We start from the raw sequence: 24196 nt of genomic DNA, 5'->3' as shown, positions 1-24196 counted from the left end.
ATTATTCTCCTTTTACCATTTCTTTAGATAGACTTAAAAGTTCTTTTGTATCTTCAGTTATATTTTTGCTTGCAAAGATTGCAGATACAACTGCAACTCCGTCAACATGACTTCCTTTTAATTTTAAAATATTATCTTTACTTATTCCCCCTATTGCAACAACGGGAATATTTACACTGTCGCATATTTCTTTTAGTGTTTCAAAAGATACATCATCGGCATCTAACTTTGTTGAAGTTGAAAATACTGCTCCGACTCCAAGATAGTCAGCTCCCATTTTTTCTGCTTCTATAGCCTCTTCGAGAGTATGAGCAGAAACGCCTAGGATTTTATCTTTTCCTATTTTACTTCTAACGTCCGTAGCTTTCATGTCGCTTTGACCTACATGTACTCCGTCTGCATCACATTTTATTGCAACCTCTACGTTATCATTGATTACAAAAGGAATATTATACTCTTTTACCATATCTTTTATTTCTAATGCTTCTTTTAAGAATTCTTCATCACTTAATTCTTTTTCTCTAAGCTGTAAAAAAGTTATTCCTCCCTCTAAAGCTTCTTTGATTTGCCCCTTTAATCCTTTTTCTTCACTCCACATTCTGTCCGTTACGGCATATAAAAGCATATCTTTTTTATCTGTGTTCATATTTTGCCCCCTTATCAAGTTCTTCACCTGACATATTGTAAATAGCATCAATTAAATAATTTCTAAATGATGAGTTACCGGCTTTTGTTTCAACCATTTTTTCATATGCTTTTTCCCCTGCATATCCCATTAAACATACGCTTGCAAGGCAGGCTTTTAACATATTGTCTGTATTTGCACATATATAAGCACAAGTCATAGCTGAAAGCATACAGCCTGTTCCTGTTATTGAAGACATTACAGCATGTCCGTTTTTTATTATATAAGCATCTTTATCATTAGTTACAATATCAATTTCTCCCGTAACTATTATTACAGCACCTGTTTGTTTTGAAAATTCTTTTAAAGATTTTATTACATCGTCTATATTTTCTTCAGTTACTTTATCAGCTATATCGGCATCAACCCCTTTTGTTGTACCGCTTCCTGCCATAAGAGTTTTAATTTCGGAAATATTACCTTTTATTACAGAAAATTTAACGTTATTCAAAAGTTCATTTGCTGTATTTGTTCTAAGAGTTGAAGCACCTGCTCCTACAGGGTCAAGAATAACAGGATGAGAAAGTTCATTTGCTTTTTTTCCTGCAAGTAACATTGAAGGAATTGTATTTTTATTTAAAGTTCCTATGTTTATATTTAAACCGCTGCAAATACTTGTTATTTCTTCTACTTCTCCTTCATCATCCGCCATTATCGGAGAACCTCCACAAGCAAGCAGTATATTTGCACAGTCATTTACAGTTACGTAGTTTGTAATGTTATGTACAAGTGGTGTATTGTTTTTTACGTTTTCCAAAATTTCTTTTAACATTTCATTCCTCCTAATATAAAAAAACGAGAAACCAATTAGGATTCTCGTTAAAATTTACTTATTATTTCTTCCTACGTTGGCATTATCCAAATCAGGTTTAAGGGTCGAATAAATTCCTCTCAGCAAAAAGCTCCCCTGTATATTTTATTTATAAAACTATGCTACCACAAGATAAAATATATGTCAACAAAAGCATTATGCTTCGCTTTCCAAATGAATTTTATCTCTTATTTCTTGCATTTTTATATCTGTATAAGAAATAAGGGTTGCACATTCTTTTAATTCATTTATAATTTTTTCTTCTTCTTCTATATTTTTTTTGTATTTAAGCTGATGTTCCAAACTTGCCCAAAAGTCCATTGCTATTGTTCTAATTTGAATTTCAACTCTTAAATTTTGTTTTTTATCAGAAAAGAACACTGGTATTTCCACAATCATATGATAAGATCTATATCCGTTTTCCTTAGGGTTGTTAATATAATCCTTTACGGCTATGACAGTAATATCATCTTGTTTTGCAATCATTTTTGCAAGTGCATATATATCATCAATAAAAGAACAAACTATTCTTATTCCCGCAATATCATTTAGGTGTTCCATAGCCGATTCTACGGATACTTCATATCCTTCTTTTTTTAATTTTGCGGCTATACTTTCAGGTTTTTTGATTCTTGACTTGATAAACTCTATTGGACTGTTAGCTCTTTTAAGTGCAAGTTCATCATTTAAAACTTCAAGTTTAGTTTTAACTTCTCTTATTGCACAGCCATACATCATAATTGCTTCTTTAAATTCTTTAGTTTGTTCTATAAAATATTTTTTTGTATCTGCAGGAACGTTAACAGTGCTTATAAACGTCCTGTTCAGGTCTTTTTCCATGTTCATTGTAATCTTTTAATATATGATATTTATTTCCATTTATGTCCGCAGTCAAGGCATATGTAATCAGGTCTTGTTTTTTCATCTTCAAAACATCCGCCATAAAATCCTTCATCTTTCCCCATTGCTTCACAAGCTTCAAAATACATAAGACCGTATATCATTTCTTCAATATGTTTGCTTTTACACTTTGGACATATCTTTTCCATATATTATTCTCCTTACATTTTAATATTGTATCATAAATCGACAATATTACATAGAACATTAATTGATTATTAATGTTAATTTAATATTTTATAAATGGGCTTGTATGAAAAAATTTTTTATCCTCTCTGGAATATTTTTAGGTATATTATCCATAGATATGTTTTTTAACCTATCTTCATTTCCATCTTTTAAAGCCTGTTCATAATACCAACATTTATATTCAATCATTGAAAGAACCTTTTTTAATTCATTCATTTCTTTTATTATATTCTCTCTTTGTTTATAAAACATCTCTTTTCTTTTTTCTAATGTTTCATTTCCAAGAGAACACCAATACATAAACTCTTTAATATCTTTTATTTTCATTCCGGATTTTTTTAAACACTCTATAAGTCTTATAGCTTCTAAGTCAACATCATCAAAGTTTCTTTTCCCTGATTTATCCCTTTTTAAATTTATAAACAAACCTTCTTTATCATAAAATCTTAAAGTATGGATAGAAATATTAAATAATTTTGAAACCTCTCCTATTGTATACATAATAAAACTCCTATTTTTTTATTTTTTTCCTTGACATAGAGTTCACTCAAGGTACTACAATTATAACATAAAGAAAAATAATATAAAAGGAGATATATAAAATGGTAGAAGAAAAATTAAATTTAACAGATAAATGGGATAAAGTTTTTGAAAAAAGCGACAAGGTTGAACATTCTAAGGTAACTTTTCACAACCGTTTTGGAATAACATTGGCAGCAGATTTATATAAGCCTAAAGATAAAGAAGGTAAACTTCCTGCAATTTCCGTTTGTGGACCTTTTGGGGCAGTAAAGGAACAATCAAGCGGACTTTATGCTCAAATAATGGCTGAAAGAGGATTTTTAACAATAGCTTTTGACCCATCATTTACAGGTGAAAGTGGTGGAAACGTAAGATATATGGCATCGGGAGATATAAACACTGAAGATTTTCAAGCAAGCATAGATTATTTATCTACAAGAGATGATGTTGACAGCGAAAAAATAGGTATTATCGGAATTTGTGGCTGGGGTGGAATGGCTCTTAATACTGCAGCAATTGACACAAGAATAAAAGCAACTGTTTCATCTACTATGTATGATATGTCTAGAGTTGCGGCAAAGGGATATTTTGATGGAGCTGACAGCGAAGAAGAAAGATATAAAATGCGTGTAGCACTTAACACACAAAGAACACAAGATTATAAAAATGGAAGTTATAAACTAGGTGGTGGAGTTGTAGATCCCCTACCGGCAGATGCTCCTTTCTTTGTTAAAGATTATTATGATTATTATAAAACACAAAGAGGGTATCATGAAAGAAGCTTAAATTCAAATGGCGGATGGAATGTAATTGGAACTATGTCTTTAATGAATCAACCTCTTTTAAAATATACAAATGAAATAAGAAGTGCCGTATTAGTAATACACGGAGAAAAAGCACATTCATGTTATTTCAGCAAAGACGCATATAAAGACATGATAAAGGATAATAAATACATAGATAATAAAGAGTTAATGATTATACCTGGTGCAGTACACACAGATTTATATGACAGAACAGATATTATTCCATTTGATAAAATTGAAGAATTTTTTAATATGTATTTAAAATAAAGGAAGTAATTTATGAATGTTTTAGCTATAAGTGCAAGTGCAAGAAAAGATGGAAATACTAAAATAATGCTTGAAACGGTGTTAAATCAGATAAATAAAAAAGGTATAGAAACAAATCTTATTGAACTGTCAGGAGAAATAATTAACCCCTGCAAAGCTTGTTTTACATGTGATGGAAAAGAAAAGTGTTCTTTTAATGGTGATAAATTTAATGAAGTATTTGAACTTATGAAAAAAGCAGACGGAATTATTTTAGGCTCTCCTGTTTACAGCGCAAATATTTCTTCAATAGTGTAGGCTATTTGAAAGAGCAAGTGTCGTTTTAGATATGAATCCCGGTTTGTTTAAACATAAACTATCTGCAGGTCTAAGTGTAGGAAGAAGGGGTGGGCTTTTAAATACAATAGATACATTAAATCATTTTTTCTTAAATCATGAGATGATTGTTGTCGGGTCAACTTACTGGAATATTGGTTTTGGGGAAATGCCTAAAGATGTAAATAGTGATAAAGAGGCCCTTGAAAATATGATTAATTTAGGAGAAAATTTTTCTTATATATTAAAAAAATTAAATAAGTAAGGGCAATAAAATGAAAAAGAATAAAAAAATAAAATATATTATTTCTTTTGTATTAATAATTATATTTTTAATAGGAATTATATTTTATTTTACAAACAAAAATAAGGATTATGTAAGTATGAATAATTTTAATAACTCTAATTTTAATTTTTCAACCAAAACGGTTATGTTAAACAGCGGCTACGAAATGCCACTAAATGGAATAGGAACCTATTCCCTAACCGGCGATACGGCTTATAAGTCAGTAAGCAGTGCACTTAAAAGTGGAGTAAGGCTTATTGATACAGCTTATATGTATCATAATGAAGAAGAAATTGGAAGAGCAATAAGAGATTCAAAAATTCCAAGAGAAGAAATATTTGTTATTACAAAGATATACCCTACCCAGTTTTCTTCTCCTAAAGAAGCAATAGATATGGCTTTGGAAAAACTTGATATTGGATATATAGATATGATGCTTTTGCATCATCCCGGAGAAAATGATGTTAATGCTTATAAGGAAATGGAAAAATACGTTAAAGAAGGTAAAATACATTCAATAGGATTATCAAACTGGTATGTTGAAGAACTTGAAGAATTTTTACCTCAAGTAGATATAACACCTGCTTTAGTTCAAAATGAAATACATCCTTATTATCAAGAAAATGATGTTATTCCATATATTCAAGATAAGGGAATTGTAGTTCAGGGATGGTATCCATTTGGAGGAAGAGGACATACAAGTGAGCTTTTAAATGATGAAACAATTGTAGAAATTGCAAATAATCATAATGTTTCAGCTGCACAAGTTATATTAAGATGGAATTTACAAAAAGGTGTTATTGTTATTCCAGGCTCCAGTAATCCTGAACATATAAAAGAAAATACGCAAATTTACCATTTTGAACTTACCAATGAAGAGATGGAAAAAATAAACAGTTTAGACAGAAATGAAAAACACGACTGGTATTAAAAGACCGATTAATCGGTCTTTTTTTATTTTTATGAATAATTTAAAATAAAAAATATTACATTAAAACTATATAAAGTTAAATACAAATATGTTAAAATTACATCATATATCAAAATGCTAAAACAGATTAAGAAATTACGGCATATTATAAAATTTTGGAGGTTTAGTTGTGCTTCAAATAAAAAATATAAGCAAACAATATAAAACCGGAAGTTTAGTTCAAAAAGCATTAGATGACGTAAGTTTGAATTTAAGAGACAACGAATTTGTTGCTATTTTAGGTCCGAGCGGTTCCGGTAAAACAACACTTTTGAATATTATCGGAGGGCTGGATAGATATGACAGCGGAGATTTGATAATCAATGAAGTATCAACAAAGGAATACAAAGACAGAGATTGGGATTCTTATCGTAATCATACAATAGGATTTGTATTTCAAAGTTATAATTTAATACCACATCAAACAATACTCTCAAACGTTGAACTTGCTCTTACCATTTCAGGTATAGACAAATCAGAAAGAAAAGAAAGAGCAATAAATGCCCTTGAACAAGTAGGTTTAAAAGAGCAAATGCACAAAAAGCCAAATCAGTTATCAGGCGGACAGATGCAAAGAGTAGCAATAGCAAGGGCTCTTGTAAATAACCCTGATATTGTTCTTGCAGATGAACCTACGGGAGCTCTTGACAGTGAAACAAGCATACAAGTTATGGATCTTTTAAAAGAAGTTGCAAAAGACCGTTTGGTTGTAATGGTAACCCATAACCCGGAACTTGCTGAAAGATATGCAACCCGTATTGTAAATTTACGAGACGGAAAAATACGCTCAGATTCAGACCCTTTTGAAATTAATGAAGAAAACCAGGTTGAATCGGTTTATAAAAAATTCGGGAAAACGGCAATGTCTTTTTTAACTTCTCTTTCTTTAAGTTTTAACAACTTAAAGACAAAGAAAGGAAGAACTATTCTTACATCATTTGCTGGTTCAATTGGTATAATTGGGATTGCATTGATACTTTCATTGTCAAACGGTGTAAACTCCTATATTAAATCAATAGAAGAAGATACATTATCCGAATACCCTTTACAAATACAAAGTTCGGGTTTTGATTTAACTTCAATGATTAATATACAAAATACAAATAACGAACAAAAGGATTCAGAAATAAAAATAAACAAACAGCTTACAAATATGTTTTCAACTATTGGCTCAAACGATTTAAAATCACTAAAAACATATTTAGAAAGCGATGAATGTCCTATTGATAACTATGCAAAAAATATAGAATACAAATACGATGTTTCTCCTAGGATATATTTACAAAAAGATGATGAAATAAGACAGGTTAATCCTGATATAACATTTACAAGTCTTGGTATAGGCTCCGGGACTTCAAACAACTCTTTTATGTCAAGTATGATGAGTACAAACGTATTTTTCCAAATGCCAAGTGATGAAAATTTATATATTAATCAATACGATGTAAAAGCGGGAAAATGGCCAGAAAATTACAATGAATGTGTACTTGTTTTATCATCAAATGGTGGAATGAGCGACTTTTTACTTTATACTTTGGGACTTAGGGATTATGACGAACTTGATAAATGGGTAAAAGATTTTTCAAATGATAAAAACGTAACTGTTCCTGAAAATCTCGGTGAATACTCATATGATGATATAATAGGAAAAACATTTAAACTTGTTGATAACAGCGACTGTTATGAATATGATTCAAATTATAACCTATGGCGTGATAAAACCGATAATACAGAATACATGAAAAAGGTCGTAAAAAACGGTGAAGACTTAAAAATCGTTGGAGTAGTACAACCTAAAGAAGATGCATCAAGCATTATGTTATCAATGGGAATATGTTACCCACAAAGCCTTACAACTCATGTTATGGATAATGCCAAAAACAGCGAGATAGTAAAACAACAACTTAAAAATCCTGATATAAACGTATTTACAGGTAAAAGTTTTGATGATGAAGGAAATGATAATGCTTTTGATATGAACTCACTAATGCAAGTTGATACAAATGCATTACAGTCTGCTTTTAAATTTGACCAAAGTAAAATTAAAGTAGATTTTGGTGATTTAAGCGGGCTTATTAATGAAAAATCTCTGCCTGAACTTGACTTAAATGATATTTTAAATGAAATTGATTTTACAATAACCGATAAAGACACTCAAAAGATAATTAAAGAACTTTTAGAGGGATATGAAGAATACGTAAAAAACAATCCTGACAGTGACGTAAACAAAGTAAGTAAAGGACTTTCAGAATATTTAAGTTCAAGTGAAGCTAATGACATTATAAACAAAAGGCTGAATGAAACAATCAAAAATGGCGGTTCCATTTCAAATGAAGAAATGCAGAATATATTCTCTGAAGTATTAGACGGATATGGCGAATATGCAAAAGATAATGATTTAAGCAATTCTGAAGACTTAGCCCAATCAATAAATGATTACCTTAAAACCGACGAAGCAAGACAAATCATAATAAAGAATTTATCAGAGATTATAAAATCACAAAACGTGGAAGAACAAGTTAATGACATTATGGATAAATACATGAGTGAAGTAACTGGTCAAATAAGTTATTCCATTCAAGCACAAATGCAAAAAAGCATGCAAAGTTTAAGCGAATCAATTTCAAATGCCATAAGTATCGACCCTTCAACTTTTGCGGGAGCTTTCAAAATGAACATGAGCGAAGAGGAACTTTCGGAACTGTTTACTTCCCTTCTTTCAAAAGAAAGCGTTACTTATGAAAATAACTTGAAGAAATTAAACTATGCAAATCCTAATGAACCAAGTGGTATTGATATATATCCAAAAGATTTTGAAGGAAATAAATCAATAACAAATTTACTAAACGAATATAACGAAAGAATGGAAAAAGAAGGCAATGAAGATAAAGTAATTTCATTTACGGATATGGTAGGAACGCTGATGAGTTCAGTTACAAACATAGTTGACACCGTAAGTTATGTTCTTATAGCCTTTGTATCTATTTCCCTTGTTGTTTCTTCCATTATGATTGGTGTAATAACTTATATAAGTGTACTTGAAAGGAAAAAAGAGATTGGTATATTAAGAGCAATGGGAGCCTCAAAGAGAAATATTTCGCAGGTATTCAATGCAGAAACCATTATAATAGGTGCTCTTGCGGGAGTTTTGGGTGTTGGAATCTCATTACTTGCGCTTATACCTATAAATAAACTTATATATATTCTTTCCGATGGAGCAAATGTAAAAGCTTCCCTACCTATTAGCGCAGCAATAATTCTTATAATTTTAAGTATTGTTTTAACATTAATAGGCGGAATAATTCCATCTAAAAAAGCGGCAAAAGAAGACCCCGTACTTGCTCTTAGAAGTGAATAAAAAAAGGAAGGACTGCTTGGCAGTCCTTTTATAATAATTAAATATTAAGAGAAATAAATATGAGAAATATAGAAGAGCTTTTTAAAAATAGAAAAATACAATATGATAAACTTATAAAATACGGATTTATTTGTAAAGAAAACACATATACATTTAAAAAAAATATTAATGACAATAACTTTCAAGTTATAATTAACATTTCAAAGTCAAAAAAGACTTCCAAAGTATTGGATTTAATGACTAATGATGAATATGTCATGGTAGATATTAAAAATTCCAGCGGTAAATTCATAGGTAGAATAAAAGAAGAATATGAAGATATTTTAAATGATATTATTGAAAAATGTAGTGTTTCAAATATATTTAAAAATAAGCAAACAAAAGAAGTCATTAAATACATAAAAGATAAATATGATGATGATTTAGAATTTTTATGGAAGAAATTTCCCACAAATGCAATTTGGAGAAATAAGATAAATAATAAGTGGTATGGTTTATTGTTGATTTTAGAAGAAAAGAAACTTGAAATTGAATCGGATAAACTAGTAGACATAATTGTATTAAGATATCAAAAAGATAAAATAGAAAGTATTATAGACAATAAAAAAATATTTAAAGGCTATCATATGAATAAAAAAAATTGGATAACATTAAAATTAGACGATACAATTGATACAAAAGAGATTTATAAATTTATAGATAATAGTTATGAAATTTCAAAACAAAAATAAACTACTTTAATTATTTTAAAGTAGTTTATAAATTATAAAAAGAATAATATTTATATTATCTTAAAGAACTTATTTTATAAAAATCAGGTTTTCTATTATGATAAAATGCAATTTCTTTAAAGCCGATATCTTCAAGGATATCAAATACAATATTAAAATTATTAGCAATATCATCAGCCTTATGAGCATCTGAACCTACCGTAATTATCTTTCCCCCTAAATGTTTATATCTTTTGATTATATCAAAATTTGGATGAGGGTTACCTAAGTTATATCTAAGCCCTGAAGTATTAACTTCTATTCCTTTATCTTTTCTTATTAGTAATAGTAATATTTCATCTAATACTTCACTAAATTCTTCATATTCTATTTTCTTTTTAGAATATCCCCCATATCTTACTACATAATCAATATGACCATAAACATCAAACTCATTATATAATTTTATATTTTCAAGAACTTCTTCAAAATATTTTAAATAAGCTTCTTTTCTGGATAAACCACTAAAAAAACTTTTATCCATTGCCATATCTTTTTTACAAGTAATATGAGATGAGCCTATAACAAAATCAAAAGGATATTGCTTTACCATTGTTTCAACTTTATCTACAATATCTGGCTGTAATCCTATTTCAATGCCAAAATTTGTTTTTAATATAGAATCATCTTTATATTTTAAATATTCTTTTCTATATTCTGACACATCTAACATTTTTAATTTTGTATCTAAACCTGTATAATCATCCCAATGTTCAGTGAAAGTTATTTCATCAACATTTTTTTCTTTAGAAGTTTCGATGTACTCTTTGAATGTAGATATTCCATCATGAGACAGATTAGTATGCACATGACAATCTTTCATATAATAAGCTCTCCTTTAAAATATTTATTAAACTTATATCCTAAATATAAAGCTACAAAATAATATCATATTATCAAATTATTTAAAATATCAAACTTTAATGTTTATATAAATTTTATTATTCAAATAATTTTGCATTGAAAATTTTTAAGTTGAAAAGAATATTTATAAACAAAAAATAATTTACTGAAATATTAAAAATAAGTTTAATTAAATACCGCACTTTGAAATATTTGAATAAATATTTATAAAATAAAAAAACTGTAAAACCATTTAGGCTTTACAGTAATATATCCAAGCTGGTGCCGATGGTGGGATTCGAACCCACACGATATTGCTATCGACGGATTTTGAGTCCGTTGCGTCTGCCAATTTCACCACATCGGCAAAATACCTTATGTATTATATCATCATTGACCTTGATTTTCAAGTCCTGAATTATCATTTTTGCCATTTAAAATATTATACATAACCGCTATTAAAACAAGTGCACCACCTATAAAAGTCGTTATACTTGGGATTTCCCCTATTACAAGAGCAACCCAAATTGGATTTAATATTGCTTCTAACATTGAAATTAAGGAAGCATCTACGCTTTCCGTTCTTTCTATACCTTTTGAGAATAAGGCATAAGATACACCCATTTGGAATATACCAAGAATAATTATTCCAAATACTCCTGCCATATTAAGAGCCGGTTGATTATTTTGAAGTAATGTCGGTACTGAAATTAAAAATATTAAACCATTACCTAAAATTGTCGCATCTAAAGTATTTGAATCTTCGTATGAATTAAAGATAAATACACCGGAATATCCAATCCCAGCAAGAATTGCAAGAATGTTTCCAAGCATTGCTCCTGAACCTACTTTTTCCATAAAGAATATTATTACACCTATAAATGCAAGTATAACCGTAAACACCTGTTTTTTTGTAGGGAAACTTTTAAAGAATATAATTGATAAAATTATAACGAATATAGGAGCCGTGTACTGAAGTATTATTGCATTTGCGGCAGTGGTGAGTTTTGTTGCGTACACAAATAAAATGCCCATTGTAATATATGATATACTGGCGCATATAACGTGTTTATTTATTTTAAAATTCATGCTTCCTTTAATTAAAATTAAAGTAATTGTAGATAAAAACGCTCTAACCCCGCTTATTGCCATTGCATCCCATGGAATGTATTTTATAAGTACACCGTTTAAACTCCATAAAAAAGCAGCCATAACGATATATATTGCCCCGTTTTTTTGATTGTTCATTATAAGCCTCCCTTTTTTAAATACTAAAATATTATATCAAAATTTTTAGAATAATTATAATTTTTTTTATCATTTATTTTTTTATGTTTTTTTGGTAAAATATAAAAAAGACATATATTAAAAGGTAGGGAATTTATGAAGTACAAAAACATAAATCCTGTTATTCTTATTCCTGCCTACAAACCCGATAAAAAACTTATCGGAGTTGTAAAAGAATTAATTGAACATGATGAGAAAATTCTCATTATAAATGACGGAAGCGGAAAAGAATTTGAGGATATTTTTAAACAAGTCGAGGATTTGGGATGTACAGTTCTTGTTCACGAAGAAAATAAAGGTAAAGGAAGAGCCTTAAAAACGGGATTTGAATATTGTATTAAACATAATTTAAGCGCTGTTACCGCAGATGCAGACGGACAGCATTTACCAAAAGATATTTTGAATATCGAAAAAATACTCGATGAAAATCCCGACAAACTTATTTTGGGCGTTAGACATTTCGACAAAACAACACCTCTTAGAAGTTTATTTGGAAATACAGTAACAAGAAAGATTTTCAAATTTTTAAATAACGGAGATGAAATAGTAGACACACAAACAGGTCTTAGAGGATTTAGTGTTGAAATGCTTAAAAAAATAATAGACATTGAAGGCGAAAGATATGAATTTGAAATGAATATCTTGCTTGAGCTTAAGAATAGACATATTGAGGTTATTCAAGAGCCAATAAGCGTTGTATACATAAACGATAATGAATCCTCTCACTATGATACTTTAAGGGATTCTTACAGAGTATATAAAAGAATTATAAAATATATTCTTTCTTCCACCTCTTCTGCCATACTTGATTATTTAAGTTTTTGTCTGTTTACATTTATCGGCATACCTACAATAACCGCAACATACATTGCAAGGCTTATTTCTTCCCTGTTTAATTATACTTTAAACAGAAAGTTCGTTTTTAAAAATGACGGTCACGTTGGCAAAACAATGTTTAAATACTATGTTTTGGTATTTATTGTTGCAGGACTTAGCGGAATACTTACAAAGGGCGCAAACTTATATCTTGGAATAAATGTATATTATGCAAAAATAATAGTCGATATGTGTTTGTATATTGTAAGTTACAATGGTCAAAAATATTTTGTTTTTAAATAATATCACATTTTAATTTATGACATAATATAAAACAGAAAGAAGGTATTAAATATGAGTTTTAAAATGTATGGTATGAACAGTTGTATAGATTGTATAAATGCAAAAAAACTTTTAAAAGAAAAAAACATTAATTATGAACTTATTGAAATAACTGAAGATACAACTTCAATGAAAGAATTTTTAAAACTAAGAGATAATCTTAACGAATTTGCAAAGGTAAGACAAAGAAGTACAATAGGAGTTCCTTTCTTCGTTTTTGATGACGGAAAAATGACTTTTGATGTAGATGAAGCAATTGAACACTATAAAAAATAAAGGGTTATCCCCTTTATTTTTTTACAAAAGATTTCTTACAATTTAAGACTTTCTAAAACATCTTTAAGTTTAGATGCAGAATTAAATAAATTTTCATCTTCCCTTTTGCTTAGAGGAATTTCCAAAACTTTATCAATCCCTTTCATACAAACTATACTTGGAATACTTATACATATATCATTTAAACCATACTCACCGTCAATATAGCTTGAAACGGGAAGAATGGAATGTTCATCTTTTACAAGAGCAGTACATATTCTTTTTACTGCCATTGCAATACCATAATAAGTAGCACCTTTTCTTTCAATTATCTCATATGCACTGTTTTTTACACCGCTAAATATTTCGTTCATTGCTTGTTCATGATTAAAATGTCCTCTAAGTTCACAGAAGTTATTTATTTTCATTCCTCCTATATCTGAACTATCCCATACAGCAAGTTCACTGTCTCCATGTTCTCCTATAATAAATGCATGGATACTTTTACTGTCAACATTTAAGTGTCTTCCCAGCATATACTGAAATCTTGCACTGTCGAGAACCGTTCCGCTTCCTATTACTCTTTTTTTATCGTATCCGGATAGTTTTAGAGTAACATAAGTTAAAATATCAACGGGATTTGAAACAACAAGAAGTATTCCTTCAAAACTTGTCTTTGTAATATTTGGAATAATGGACTTATATATTTTTAAATTCTTATCTATCAAGTCAAGTCTTGTTTCCCCTTTTTCTTGATTTGCTCCTGCTGTTATAATAACTACATAACAATCCTTTATATCATCATAGTCCCCTTCATAAATATTAATACTTTCACAAAAAGGTATCCCATGACTTAAATCCATAGCCTCTCCCTTTGCTTTTTTTCTGTCTTTATCAATTAAGACAATTTCGGAAAAAATTCCTTCCTGCATTAAGGAAAATGCAATACTTGAACCAACCATGCCAAGACCGATTATAGCTATCTTTTGTTTATTTAACATAATAACCTCCTTTCTGTTTATCTTTTGCATATAGATAAAAAATATAAAAAAACACGGTAAAAATTTACCGTGTTAAAACTTAAAAAGTTTTTATTGAAAGGATTTTATTATCTAACCTTCATATTTTGGCACAATACCAACTTCCCTCATTAAATCAAGAGCATCTATAATCATTGGAGCATCTTGTGTTCCTATAAGTTCTGCACCTGCCATTAAGTATGCATAAGCATTTTGAGGTTTTGGAGCTTTTACTCCTGAAACTTTTAATTTTGTATTTGTTCCTTTTAAGCAGTCTCTCATTAATACTGTTTGTTCAAGAGTAGGTCCTGCGTAGTGTCCTGTAGATGATTTAACATAATCAATTCCTGTTTCAGCACAAAGTTCACAGGCTATTTTTATTTCCTCATCAGTAAGCATACAACATTCTATTATCATTTTTGTAAGTACTCCGCCTGCAGCATTAACGTAATCTTTAAATTCTTGTTTTATTTCATCGTATTTTTTATCTTTCATTGCCCCCACGTTCATGCAGTTATCAAGAACGGTAGCTCCCATTTTTACAGCTTCTTCAGCTTCAAAAGCTTTTACGGCGCTTGTTTGCTGTCCAAGAGGGAAACCTATTCCAGCGCCTACAAGTAAGTCTGTTCCTTGTAGTTCTTCTGCAACTACTTTTGTCCAGTATGAAGAAGAAAAGCAAAATGCCTTACAATTATATTTAATTGCTTCTCTACATCCCATTCTTACTTTTTCTTCCGTTAAATCTTTTGCAAGGCTCGCATAATCAAAAAGCTTACCCACATCTTTTTTGGTTAGTTTACTAAAATCTACTGCCATTTTATTCTCCTTTTGTTTATATAAGTTTTTTTAGTAATTCGTTGTTAATGAAATAATCATAATCAATTCCGCATTCACCTATAAATCTTGGATTGTCAGAATCTTTTTTATGGTCTCCGTGGAAATCAGACCCGCCTGAGATTATTTTTACTTTATCTTTATATGTATTTCTTACTTCGTTTATTATATCTTCTTTTTTCATGTTTCCGGTGTAGCTTGTTTTATCGTAGGTATAACTTGCCTCTACGCCGTCTAAACCGTTTTTAATAAGATTTTCTATATATTCGCTTCTTGATACTTCTTTTCCATCTAAAACCACTTTATCAGCTATTAAGTAAGGATGAGCAAGAACTATTATACCGCCTGCATCATGAACTATTTTTATTATGTCTACAGGATTTGGTTTTCTTCTTCTAACATTTAATCTTTCATCTTTTTTAGAAAGTTTCTTTGCGTCAGACCATGTTTTTGTATATCCTTTGTCTGCCATTAAGTTAAAAATAAGTTTCTTTTGAAGTTCTTTTTCGCTCCTTTGTTGTCCTCCGTAATTTAGAACTTCATCAAGAGATATTTCATATCCGCACTCATTTAATCTTTTTAAGAAATCCTTATAGCTTTCTATTTTGCTGTTTGCTATATCTTCCATTACTTCCTTAATTTTTTTATCCTCAAAGTCACAGCCATATGCAACCATGTGAACATCATCAACATCAGTATCACATGAAAATTCACAGGCTTTTAATAAATGTACACCTTTATTTTTTGCATATTCTACACTGTCAACTTCTTTTCCGTCTACTTCTACTGTTTTTGGAGGAAGCATATCATGGTCAGAAATAGTTAAAACTTTCATTCCTGATTTTGCTGCCAAATCAATAAGTTCCTTTGGTGTGCAAAGTCCATCCGAACGTGTAGTGTGACAATGCATATCACATAAATAATTAGGTTTAAAATTATAATCACTCATTGTTTACGCTCCCCTTTCTAAGTGTAAAGAAATTTATGTGTTTGTATGCAAGGTCATAAATTTTCTTATATACATAATCGTCCAATGTTAAAGGATTATGTTCATCCCTATGAGTAGAAGAGTATTCATACATACTATCGCAGTAAGCAATTTTTATTGCTGTTGAAATATTTACCTTGCTTGCTCTTAAATCAATTAAAGTATTGAACATTTCATCGCTTAAGCCTGTTCCACCGTGAAGAACCAAAGGTACAGGTGAAATGGAATCAATTTCTTTAAATAAATCGTAGTTTAATCTTATTTCTCCTTTATATACCCCGTGAGCCGTTCCAACTGCAGGAGCAAGGAAATCTACTCCAGTTTCTTTTAAGTATTTTTCGCAGTCTTCTTTATTTGCATAAGCAGCATCGTTTGCATGAACGACTATATCATCTTCAACACCTACAATACTTCCTACTTCGCCTTCAAGAGTAATATCTCTACCTGCTATGTAATCTTTAACAATTAAAGTATCTTCTATGTTCTTTTTAAGAGGTGTTTTAGAACCGTCAAACATAATAGAACTCCAGCCTGCATCTATGCATTTTTTCGCATATTCAATGTCTGTGCAGTGATCCAAATGAATGGCAACATCAACCTTTGCCATTTCACATATAGGTCTTAAGAAAGAAATAAATTCTTCAATTCCAAATTGTTTTACTGTTTTTACCGAAGTTTGTAAAATAACAGGTACGTTCAAATCTTCTGCGGCACTTACCACAGCCTTTGCCGTTAAGTAATTTACTATGTTAAACGCTCCTATTGCATAAGAGCCTTCTCTTGCGTCGTTTAACATTTTTTTCATTGATACATAAGCCATATTAACGCCTCCTTATATAATATGTGCTATAACCACATATAACCACTTAATACCAGTATATGTATAAAGCCCCTTTTTGTCAATAGTTTTTAATCTTTTTAAATACATTTAACCTTTAATAAAGAGTATTTTTATAGATATTTTATATAACATATTCATTAAGAAAAGATTTTATTAAAAATACTAATTTATAAACATGAATTTAATCTTATTAAAAATACCTATTTAAAACATAAATACAAATAATTCACTAAATTAAAAAAGGAAACGGAAAACCGTTTCCTTTTTATATTAATCAAAATGATTAAGTCTTACTATTTCATAGAGTTTTCGTAAGATTCAACCATTCTTTTAACCATTTCACCACCGATTGAACCGGCTTCTTTGCTAGTTAAATTACCATTATATCCTTCTTTAAGGTTAATGCTAAGTTCACTGGCAACTTGTTTTTTAAATTGGTCTAAGCCTTTTCTAGCTTCTTTTTTAGTCATTTGTTTCACCTCCATTTATAAGTGTTATACTTATATTATGGACGTAATATTTTAAAATACACTGGAAAGTTATTCCTTGTTTATTCAAATTTAAAAAGGCTTCTTTTTCTTGATTGTTTTAAGGCATTATATTTTTCTTTTAAAATTGAATTTTCATAAGTCTTTTCTTTTAATTTCATTTTAAGCCTTGCGTTTTCTGTAATAAGTTCATCTCTTTGTTTGAAGTTATCCTGTTTTTTTAATTCTTCTATTTCTTCTCTTAGAGAATTTATTGTCTTTATAAGGCAGGTTATGTTATTTTCTTCTTCTTTCGGTTTTTCTTCTTCAATCTCTTCAAAAATAATTTTATTTTTGCTTTCCGATAAAGTTTCTTTAATTTCTTTGTTTTTCTTTCCCTCGTCTTTAAGAGATTCTATGTAACGAAAAATATCTATTTCCCTTGTTGTATAATATCTTCTGTTGTTTGAACTTCTTGGAATTTCAAGCCCGAACTCATCTTCATAAAATCTTAATAAATAAGGCTTACAATTTAAAATATTTGATGCTTGTGTAATAGTATATTTCAAAACTTAACTCCTTAAACGGTTTTTTTATATATTACTCCAAATAATTTAAAAAATAAGCCTTAATTTGTCGTTTATTCAGTTTTATTTTTATAATTTAATAATTTCAATATTTTCTACTGCTTCATCTACCAAATCATCAATATCAAGTTTTGCTTCTTCTTCCAAAACTCTTTCAAGTTTAGGTTTAATTATAGGATGTTTTGGAACGAATATTGTACAGCAGTCTTCATATGGTCTTATTGAAATGTCATAAGCACCGATTTTTCTTGATATATCCACTATTTCAGTTTTATCAAAAGCAATTAATGGTCTTAAAATAGGTAACTTAGAGCAAGCATTTGTACAAGAAATTCCTTCAATAGTTTGAGATGCAACTTGTCCAAGGCTTTCACCTGTTATAAGAGCTTTTAAATCGAATTTATCTTTTAATCTGTTGGCAATTTTAATCATATATCTTCTAAGAATTACGGTTAAATATTCGCCTTCACAGTTTTTTATAATTGCTTCTTGAATTTTTGTAAGAGAAACATTTACAAGAGTTATACCCATGTTATAATCGCTTAAAACTTCTGCAAGGTCTTTAACCTTTTCTTTTGCATCCATGCTTGTAAATGGATAGCTGTGAAAATGAAGTCCTACAACTTTCATTCCTCTTTTATTCATTAAGTATCCTGCAACAGGAGAATCAAGTCCACCTGATAAAAGAAGTCCGCCTACTCCGCTGCTGTTTACAGGAAGTCCAGCAATACATCTTATATCTCCTGCATAAACATATGCATTTTCTCTTATTTCAACTTTTAAAATTGTATCAGGATTTTTTACGTCAACCTTTAAATCATCTGTATTGATAAGTACATAAGCCCCTACATCTTTACTTATTTCAGGAGATTTCATAGGGAATTTTTTATCGCTTCTTTTTGTTTCTACTTTAAAAGTTTTGTAATTCCCCTCTTTCATTACTTTAAGAGCTACTTCTTTGATTTTGTTCATATCCTTTTCAAGTTCGTAGCACTTTGTAAGATATACAATCCCAAATACTTTCTTAAGCCTTTCTATAATGGCCTCTTCATCAGTTTCATTATATCCGCTTACTATAATTCTGCTTTGAATTGTATGCAGTTTTACATTCTCAAATTTTCTTAGAGAAAGTCTAATATTTTTTTGAAGTAAATCTATAAAGAATTTTCTGTTAAGACCTTTTAGGCTTATTTCTCCATATTTTACCATTATTATTTTATTCATATATTTTCTACCTACTCATTTTATTTAAAAGATGTAATCTTTCTATGTTTTCTTTTAATTTTGTAATAAAAACATCAATTTGTTCTTTTGTATTAAATTCACTAAAACTTATTCTTATAGTTCCGTTTATTAAATCATCATCAACATCTATTGCCTTTAATATGCTATTTACTGTTGTGTTTCTTGAAGAACAAGCACTTGAAACGGAAACATAAATATTATCTTCTTCAAGCATATGAAGAAGTACTTCTCCTTTTATACCTTTAAAACTTACATTTAAAATATGATAAGAAATATCGGCTTTTTCATAAGGAGTATTAATATGATAATCTTTAATCTCAGAAGATAGTTTATTTACCGTATATAAAAACAAATCTTTAAAAATCTTTTTATTTTCTTCAAAGTTTTTATTTGTAATTTTAACTGCTTCGTTTAAGCCTGCAATTAAAGGAGTGTTTATTGTTCCGCTTCTGTAACTTTCCTGTTGCCCACCTCCGTGAAGAAGTGGAAGAAGAGTTATGTTTTCCTTTAATACTAAAGCTCCTATTCCTTTTGGACCATGGAATTTATGAGCACTTAAGGAAATCATATCAGCATCTTTTAGTTTTAAATCAACTTTTCCAACAGCTTGAGTTGCGTCTATGTGAACAAGAACATTTTCGTTTTTTTCTTTTACTTTTTTTATTATTTTTTCAACATCCTGAACCACACCAAATTCGTTGTTTACATAAATTATGCTTATAAGTTTTGTATTCTTATCAATACTGTTTACTAATTCTTCTAAATTTATTACACCGTTTTTATTAACTGGAACATATTTTATTTTTACATTCAAATCTTCATAATAATGAAATACATTTGTAACACAAGGATGTTCGATATTAGTTGTAATAATATTGATATTTTCGGGATGTTTGATTTTTCTTATTGTTCCTTTAATAGCCATATTTACACTTTCCGTTGCACCGGATGTAAAAATGACTCTTCTATTTTCTTTTATGTTTAAAAAATTAAGTAAGTTATCTTTTGTTTCTTTTAATATTTTACCGGCTTCAAACCCTTTTTTATGAACGGCTGATGCATTTGCATAGTCATATAAAAGATATTTTTCTATTTCTTTTGCCGCTTCTTTATAACACATGGTTGTGGCGGCGTTATCCAAATATATTTCTTCCATTTAGTCTATAAACTCCTTAACAACATATTTTGAAGTAAAGGCTCTAAGTGTAGCCGTATAATACATAAAAAGTTCAAATGTATCACCGATTTTATAATCATTTTTACTGTCTGTGATATCTATAATTAAATGATCGCTGCTTCCTCCAAGGATTTTTGTATTTGTATCAAGAGGAAACATATCAAGGTCTATATCCTGTTTTCCTACAGATAAAATCGCTCTTTTTCTTATACCTTCATCAACAAATTCAGGTTTTGAATTTAAGGCAGAAAAACCTCTTTTGCCTATTGGAATTGAAGGTTTATTTTTTATTTCTATTATCTCGGCTTTTAATATGAAAGCGTCTTTTATCATACCGTCAATATGGCTTCTGTAAGTACAGTCTCTACCAAAATAAATCGTATCACCGACTCTTATATTGGTTATTCCTTCAATAGGGTTATCTTCTCTAAATAAAGTATAGCTTGTTGAATTTCCGCCTGAAACCACTTCAAGCTTTTGGTTTAACTCACTTTCAAGAAGTTTGTTTACATTCACAAGATGAGTTAGATTTTTTTCATCAGGCAAAACTCCCCCGTAACAGGTTAAGTTTGTAGCTATACCCTTTATATTAATATTGGAAAGATTTTTCATTTTTTTAGCATTTTCAACGATGTCTTTTTCTTCAAAATATCCTTCCCTTAAATCGCCCACATCAAACATTAATAATATATCGTGAGTTTTGTTTTGATATTTTGCAGCCTCGTTTAATGCTTTTACCGTATCATATTCACTGTTTAAGGATACATCGCTGTATTTTACGACTTCATCTGCCATTGAAATGCTTGGAAGTCTTATAAGCCATTTTTCAGCATCTAAATCCTTAATATTTTCAAGATTTTCTATTCTTGAATCCCCAAACTTCTTTATTCCTGCTTCCATTAATGTTTTAACTATTCTTTCATTGCAGGAATGTAGTTTCGTAACAGCTGTTACGTCTACACCGTATTTTCCAAGAGTTTCTTTTACGGTTATTGCATTATCGTATATTTTGTTTAAATTAATCTTTAATGTAGGTCTCATACTTTTCCCTTCTTTAGTTTTTGAATGAATGTACAGGAGATGGAATTCTTCCGCCTCTTTGAATGAAATCAGAACTGCTGAAGCTGTTTACTTCCATAATAGGTGCACTTCCGAAAAGTCCGCCCCAGTCAACTTTATCGCCGACTTTCTTACCATATACAGGAACTACTCTAACAGCAGTTGTTTTATTGTTTATTACACCAATTGCAGATTCATCGGCAATCATAGCTGAAATTGTATCTTCAGGTGTTTCCCATGGAATTGCAATCATGTCAAGTCCAACAGAGCAAACGCTTGTCATTGCTTCAAGTTTATCAAAATGTAGACAGCCGTCTTCAACTGCAGCAATCATTCTGTTGTCCTCACTTACAGGAATAAAAGCTCCGCTTAATCCCCCAACGTGACTTGATGCCATGATACCGCCTTTTTTAACTGCGTCTGTAAGCATTGCAAGAGCAGCTGTACTTCCGTGAGCACCGCATCTTTCAAGTCCCATTACTTCAAGAATTTCAGCAACACTGTCTCCTATTGCAGGTGTTGGAGCAAGAGACAAGTCTAAAATTCCGAAAGGAACATCAAGTCTTCTGCTTACTTCGTGTCCTATTAAAGAACCGGCTCTTGTTATTTTAAATGCTGTTCTTTTTATTGTTTCAGCAATTTCGTCAACTGTTGCACCTTTCATTCCTTCAAGTGCAGTTTTAACAACACCAGGACCGCTTACACCGACATTTATAACTTTTTCAGCTTCTCCTACACCATGAAAAGCTCCTGCCATAAATGGATTATCTTCAACGGCATTTGCAAACACTACAAATTTTGCACAACCGAATGAGTTATCATTTCTTGTCATGTATGCAGTCTTTTTGATTATAGGACCCATTTTCTTAACAGCATTAAAGTTTATTCCTGATTTTGTACTTCCAAGGTTTACACTTGAACACATATTTGTTGTTTCTGTTAGGGCATATGGAATTGATTCAAGGAATGAAACGTCGCTTGTTGTACATCCTTTTTGAACAAGAGCAGAATACCCGCCGATAATATCAACGCCAACTTCTTTTGCTGCATTGTCAAGTGCTTTTGCATACTCAACCCACTCTTCAACACTGTTTGCACAAGCAAGAGCTATTGGAGTTACGGAAATTCTTTTGTTTACAATTGGAATACCATATTCATCGGCAACAGTATCTGCTGTTTTTACCAAGTCTTTTGCAATTGTTGTTATTTTATCGTAAATTTTATTTGTTGCAACTTTATAATTTCTGTCAAAACAATCAAGCAAAGAAATACCAAGAGTAGTTGTTCTGATATCCAAATTTTCGGTATCAAGCATCTTGATTGTATCCATTACATCTTTTTTTTGTATAATCATTGTTTTACTCCTTAAATTTTATGCATTGTATCAAATATTTCTTCTTTTTGAATTCTTATTGATAAACCAATTTCTTCAGATAATTTATCAAGTTCTTCCTTAATTGTTTTAAAAGAAGCTTTATTTTCGTTTATTTTAACAAGCATTAACATTGTAAAATAATCCTGCATAACTGTTTGAGAAATATCTTCAATGTTTACGTCATAGTCGTTTAGTACTTTTGAAACATTATAAATAATCCCTGTTTTATCTTTCCCGATTACTGTGATAATTGCTTTCATATCTTCCTCCGATTTAATAAAAATATTTTTAAACTTAAATTATATATTATCATATTTGCCTTTATAATTAAACCCTTGTTTGATATAATTTGGTGAAGCGGAGGTTAAAAAATGAAAGTAAAATATTTGTATAACAGCGGATTTTTAATTGAACTTGATGATTATATTTTTGTAATTGATTCCATGAACAAAATAAAAATTGAAAGTAAAGATAAAAAAGTAATTTGCTTTGCTACTCATTCTCATATGGATCACTTTAACGATTTTATTCTAAAAGAAGGATTATGTGTTTTAAGTGATGATATAAAAGTAAGAAAAAAAGATAATATTATATTTATAAAGCCTTATGATGAAATTGAAACAAATGGAATAAAAATAAAAACATTTGGCTCAACAGACCTTGGAGTAAGTTTTTTAATAAAAGCAGAAGAAAAAATATTCTTCCACAGCGGAGATTTAAACTGGTGGCACTGGGAAAATGATGATAAAAAAACACAAGAAAAAGAAGCTAAAGACTATCAAGATGAAATAATGAAGTTAAAAGAATATTTACAAAATGAAGTTATTGATTATGCATTTATTCCGGTGGATAGAAGATTAAATGAAAACTCAACACTTGCCATTAACTTCTTCTTAAAAGAAATTAAAACAAAAGATGTTTTTCCTATGCATTTTAGAGAAGATTTAAGATATATTGAGGATTTAAAAGAAATAAAAGAAAAATATAAAAATGTAAATATTCATGAAATCACAAAAGAAAATCAAGAATTTATATTTTAAACCTACTCAGATATATTATATTTTAATTGATATTATTTAATATTATACTAATATATGTAGTATTAACATTAAATTATAAATCATTCTGTAACACTAATTAATATAATATACTAAATATTTTATTAATCAAATAAAAAAAAAG

Annotated in this window: 27 protein-coding genes, 1 tRNA gene and 1 riboswitch; of the genes, 9 read left to right on the top strand and 19 right to left on the bottom strand. The window is 29.6% G+C overall.

From position 1 onward, the window contains the following. Nucleotide 1: 1 nt before the first annotated feature. From thiE to M6G78_RS00380, 5 genes are all read right to left on the bottom strand, one after another. Complete coding sequence (thiE, locus tag M6G78_RS00400; protein WP_138269492.1) at nucleotides 2-646, bottom strand: thiamine phosphate synthase; 645 nt, start codon at nucleotides 644-646, stop codon at nucleotides 2-4. After that, nucleotides 633-1457 (bottom strand): hydroxyethylthiazole kinase, encoded by an 825-nt coding sequence (gene thiM / locus M6G78_RS00395; protein WP_138269493.1) that lies wholly within the window; start codon nucleotides 1455-1457, stop codon nucleotides 633-635. Before thiM ends, thiE begins: the two co-directional genes overlap by 14 nt. Before the next feature lie 50 nt (nucleotides 1458-1507). Next, nucleotides 1508-1604, bottom strand: a riboswitch (TPP riboswitch). Nucleotides 1605-1652: 48 nt separating this feature from the next. Beyond that, nucleotides 1653-2342 carry a GTP pyrophosphokinase family protein gene (locus M6G78_RS00390; protein WP_138269494.1) on the bottom strand — a complete coding sequence of 230 codons (690 nt, stop codon included), beginning with the start codon at nucleotides 2340-2342 and terminating at the stop codon, nucleotides 1653-1655. 23 nt (nucleotides 2343-2365) lie between these two features. Then, a complete protein-coding gene (locus M6G78_RS00385) occupies nucleotides 2366-2545 on the bottom strand; it encodes a hypothetical protein (protein WP_138269495.1) in 180 nt (59 codons plus the stop codon). An 88-nt stretch (nucleotides 2546-2633) separates the two neighbouring features. Beyond that, nucleotides 2634-3086, bottom strand: coding sequence for a MerR family transcriptional regulator (locus tag M6G78_RS00380; RefSeq protein ID WP_138269496.1), 453 nt, complete (start codon nucleotides 3084-3086; stop codon nucleotides 2634-2636). Nucleotides 3087-3187: 101 nt separating this feature from the next. Between M6G78_RS00380 and M6G78_RS00375 the strand changes: the two genes are divergently transcribed. The 6 genes from M6G78_RS00375 (at nucleotide 3188) to M6G78_RS00350 (ending at nucleotide 9840) form a co-directional block, all read left to right on the top strand. Continuing rightward, nucleotides 3188-4180, top strand: a complete 993-nt coding sequence (locus tag M6G78_RS00375; RefSeq protein ID WP_138269497.1) for an alpha/beta hydrolase — start codon at nucleotides 3188-3190, stop codon at nucleotides 4178-4180. 12 nt (nucleotides 4181-4192) lie between these two features. Next, a complete protein-coding gene (locus M6G78_RS00370; protein WP_243112243.1) occupies nucleotides 4193-4477 on the top strand; it encodes a flavodoxin family protein in 285 nt (94 codons plus the stop codon). 31 nt (nucleotides 4478-4508) lie between these two features. After that, on the top strand, nucleotides 4509-4760 hold the full coding sequence (locus tag M6G78_RS00365) for a flavodoxin family protein (RefSeq protein WP_243112244.1): 252 nt from the start codon (nucleotides 4509-4511) through the stop codon (nucleotides 4758-4760). A 10-nt stretch (nucleotides 4761-4770) separates the two neighbouring features. Then, complete coding sequence (locus M6G78_RS00360) at nucleotides 4771-5712, top strand: aldo/keto reductase (protein ID WP_253229248.1); 942 nt, start codon at nucleotides 4771-4773, stop codon at nucleotides 5710-5712. Between the two features lie 169 nt (nucleotides 5713-5881). Then, entirely contained in the window at nucleotides 5882-9109 is a 3228-nt protein-coding gene (locus M6G78_RS00355) for an ATP-binding cassette domain-containing protein (protein WP_253229247.1), read from the top strand. A gap of 59 nt (nucleotides 9110-9168) precedes the next feature. Beyond that, entirely contained in the window at nucleotides 9169-9840 is a 672-nt protein-coding gene (locus M6G78_RS00350; protein ID WP_253229246.1) for an MmcQ/YjbR family DNA-binding protein, read from the top strand. A 55-nt stretch (nucleotides 9841-9895) separates the two neighbouring features. On the opposite strand, the gene M6G78_RS00345 is transcribed toward M6G78_RS00350, so the two are convergent. The 3 genes from M6G78_RS00345 to M6G78_RS00335 all read right to left on the bottom strand — a co-directional run bounded on the left by M6G78_RS00345 (nucleotide 9896) and on the right by M6G78_RS00335 (nucleotide 11970). Continuing rightward, a complete protein-coding gene (locus M6G78_RS00345) occupies nucleotides 9896-10702 on the bottom strand; it encodes a histidinol-phosphatase HisJ family protein (RefSeq protein WP_253229245.1) in 807 nt (268 codons plus the stop codon). 300 nt (nucleotides 10703-11002) lie between these two features. Continuing rightward, a tRNA-Leu gene (locus M6G78_RS00340) sits at nucleotides 11003-11089 on the bottom strand. Nucleotides 11090-11112: 23 nt separating this feature from the next. Next, a complete protein-coding gene (locus tag M6G78_RS00335; protein ID WP_253229244.1) occupies nucleotides 11113-11970 on the bottom strand; it encodes a DMT family transporter in 858 nt (285 codons plus the stop codon). Between the two features lie 135 nt (nucleotides 11971-12105). Between M6G78_RS00335 and M6G78_RS00330 the strand changes: the two genes are divergently transcribed. Both M6G78_RS00330 and M6G78_RS00325 read left to right on the top strand, forming a co-directional pair. Continuing rightward, nucleotides 12106-13128, top strand: a complete 1023-nt coding sequence (locus M6G78_RS00330) for a bifunctional glycosyltransferase family 2/GtrA family protein (protein WP_253229243.1) — start codon at nucleotides 12106-12108, stop codon at nucleotides 13126-13128. A gap of 51 nt (nucleotides 13129-13179) precedes the next feature. Next, a complete protein-coding gene (locus M6G78_RS00325; RefSeq protein ID WP_253229242.1) occupies nucleotides 13180-13443 on the top strand; it encodes a glutaredoxin domain-containing protein in 264 nt (87 codons plus the stop codon). A 35-nt stretch (nucleotides 13444-13478) separates the two neighbouring features. Here M6G78_RS00325 and M6G78_RS00320 read toward each other — a convergent pair whose 3' ends face one another. The 11 genes from M6G78_RS00320 to M6G78_RS00270 all read right to left on the bottom strand — a co-directional run bounded on the left by M6G78_RS00320 (nucleotide 13479) and on the right by M6G78_RS00270 (nucleotide 23274). Then, nucleotides 13479-14423: an L-lactate dehydrogenase gene (locus M6G78_RS00320; protein ID WP_253229241.1), complete on the bottom strand. Its 945-nt coding sequence runs from the start codon at nucleotides 14421-14423 to the stop codon at nucleotides 13479-13481. A 111-nt stretch (nucleotides 14424-14534) separates the two neighbouring features. Beyond that, nucleotides 14535-15257: a deoxyribose-phosphate aldolase gene (gene deoC / locus M6G78_RS00315; RefSeq protein WP_138269007.1), complete on the bottom strand. Its 723-nt coding sequence runs from the start codon at nucleotides 15255-15257 to the stop codon at nucleotides 14535-14537. A gap of 16 nt (nucleotides 15258-15273) precedes the next feature. After that, on the bottom strand, nucleotides 15274-16224 hold the full coding sequence (locus tag M6G78_RS00310) for a PHP domain-containing protein (RefSeq protein ID WP_253229240.1): 951 nt from the start codon (nucleotides 16222-16224) through the stop codon (nucleotides 15274-15276). Continuing rightward, the gene (locus tag M6G78_RS00305) at nucleotides 16217-17083 is read right to left on the bottom strand and encodes a class II fructose-bisphosphate aldolase (protein ID WP_253229239.1); all 867 of its coding nucleotides are present in this window, start codon (nucleotides 17081-17083) and stop codon (nucleotides 16217-16219) included. Before M6G78_RS00305 ends, M6G78_RS00310 begins: the two co-directional genes overlap by 8 nt. Nucleotides 17084-17397: 314 nt before the next feature. Continuing rightward, nucleotides 17398-17574 carry an alpha/beta-type small acid-soluble spore protein gene (locus M6G78_RS00300; RefSeq protein ID WP_253229238.1) on the bottom strand — a complete coding sequence of 59 codons (177 nt, stop codon included), beginning with the start codon at nucleotides 17572-17574 and terminating at the stop codon, nucleotides 17398-17400. 80 nt (nucleotides 17575-17654) lie between these two features. Then, nucleotides 17655-18140: a MerR family transcriptional regulator gene (locus M6G78_RS00295; protein WP_253229237.1), complete on the bottom strand. Its 486-nt coding sequence runs from the start codon at nucleotides 18138-18140 to the stop codon at nucleotides 17655-17657. A gap of 87 nt (nucleotides 18141-18227) precedes the next feature. After that, on the bottom strand, nucleotides 18228-19382 hold the full coding sequence (gene thiI / locus M6G78_RS00290; RefSeq protein ID WP_253229236.1) for a tRNA uracil 4-sulfurtransferase ThiI: 1155 nt from the start codon (nucleotides 19380-19382) through the stop codon (nucleotides 18228-18230). 7 nt (nucleotides 19383-19389) lie between these two features. Then, nucleotides 19390-20559 carry a cysteine desulfurase family protein gene (locus M6G78_RS00285; protein ID WP_253229235.1) on the bottom strand — a complete coding sequence of 390 codons (1170 nt, stop codon included), beginning with the start codon at nucleotides 20557-20559 and terminating at the stop codon, nucleotides 19390-19392. Further along, on the bottom strand, nucleotides 20560-21621 hold the full coding sequence (locus M6G78_RS00280; RefSeq protein WP_253229234.1) for an alanine/ornithine racemase family PLP-dependent enzyme: 1062 nt from the start codon (nucleotides 21619-21621) through the stop codon (nucleotides 20560-20562). Nucleotides 21622-21634: 13 nt separating this feature from the next. After that, nucleotides 21635-22987, bottom strand: a complete 1353-nt coding sequence (locus M6G78_RS00275; RefSeq protein ID WP_253229511.1) for a DUF711 family protein — start codon at nucleotides 22985-22987, stop codon at nucleotides 21635-21637. A 17-nt stretch (nucleotides 22988-23004) separates the two neighbouring features. Beyond that, entirely contained in the window at nucleotides 23005-23274 is a 270-nt protein-coding gene (locus M6G78_RS00270; protein WP_138269015.1) for an ACT domain-containing protein, read from the bottom strand. Nucleotides 23275-23385: 111 nt separating this feature from the next. Here M6G78_RS00270 and M6G78_RS00265 point away from each other — a divergent pair, with 111 nt between their 5' ends. Next, nucleotides 23386-24054 carry an MBL fold metallo-hydrolase gene (locus M6G78_RS00265; RefSeq protein WP_253229233.1) on the top strand — a complete coding sequence of 223 codons (669 nt, stop codon included), beginning with the start codon at nucleotides 23386-23388 and terminating at the stop codon, nucleotides 24052-24054. The last annotated feature ends 142 nt before the right edge of the window (nucleotides 24055-24196 follow it).

This window comes from Anaerofustis sp. NSJ-163, assembly GCF_024135845.1.
Classification (GTDB): Bacteria; Bacillota; Clostridia; order Eubacteriales; family Anaerofustaceae; genus Anaerofustis; species Anaerofustis butyriciformans.
Note: the sequence above shows the minus strand (reverse complement) of the source record. Positions and strands in the feature narration are given on the sequence as shown.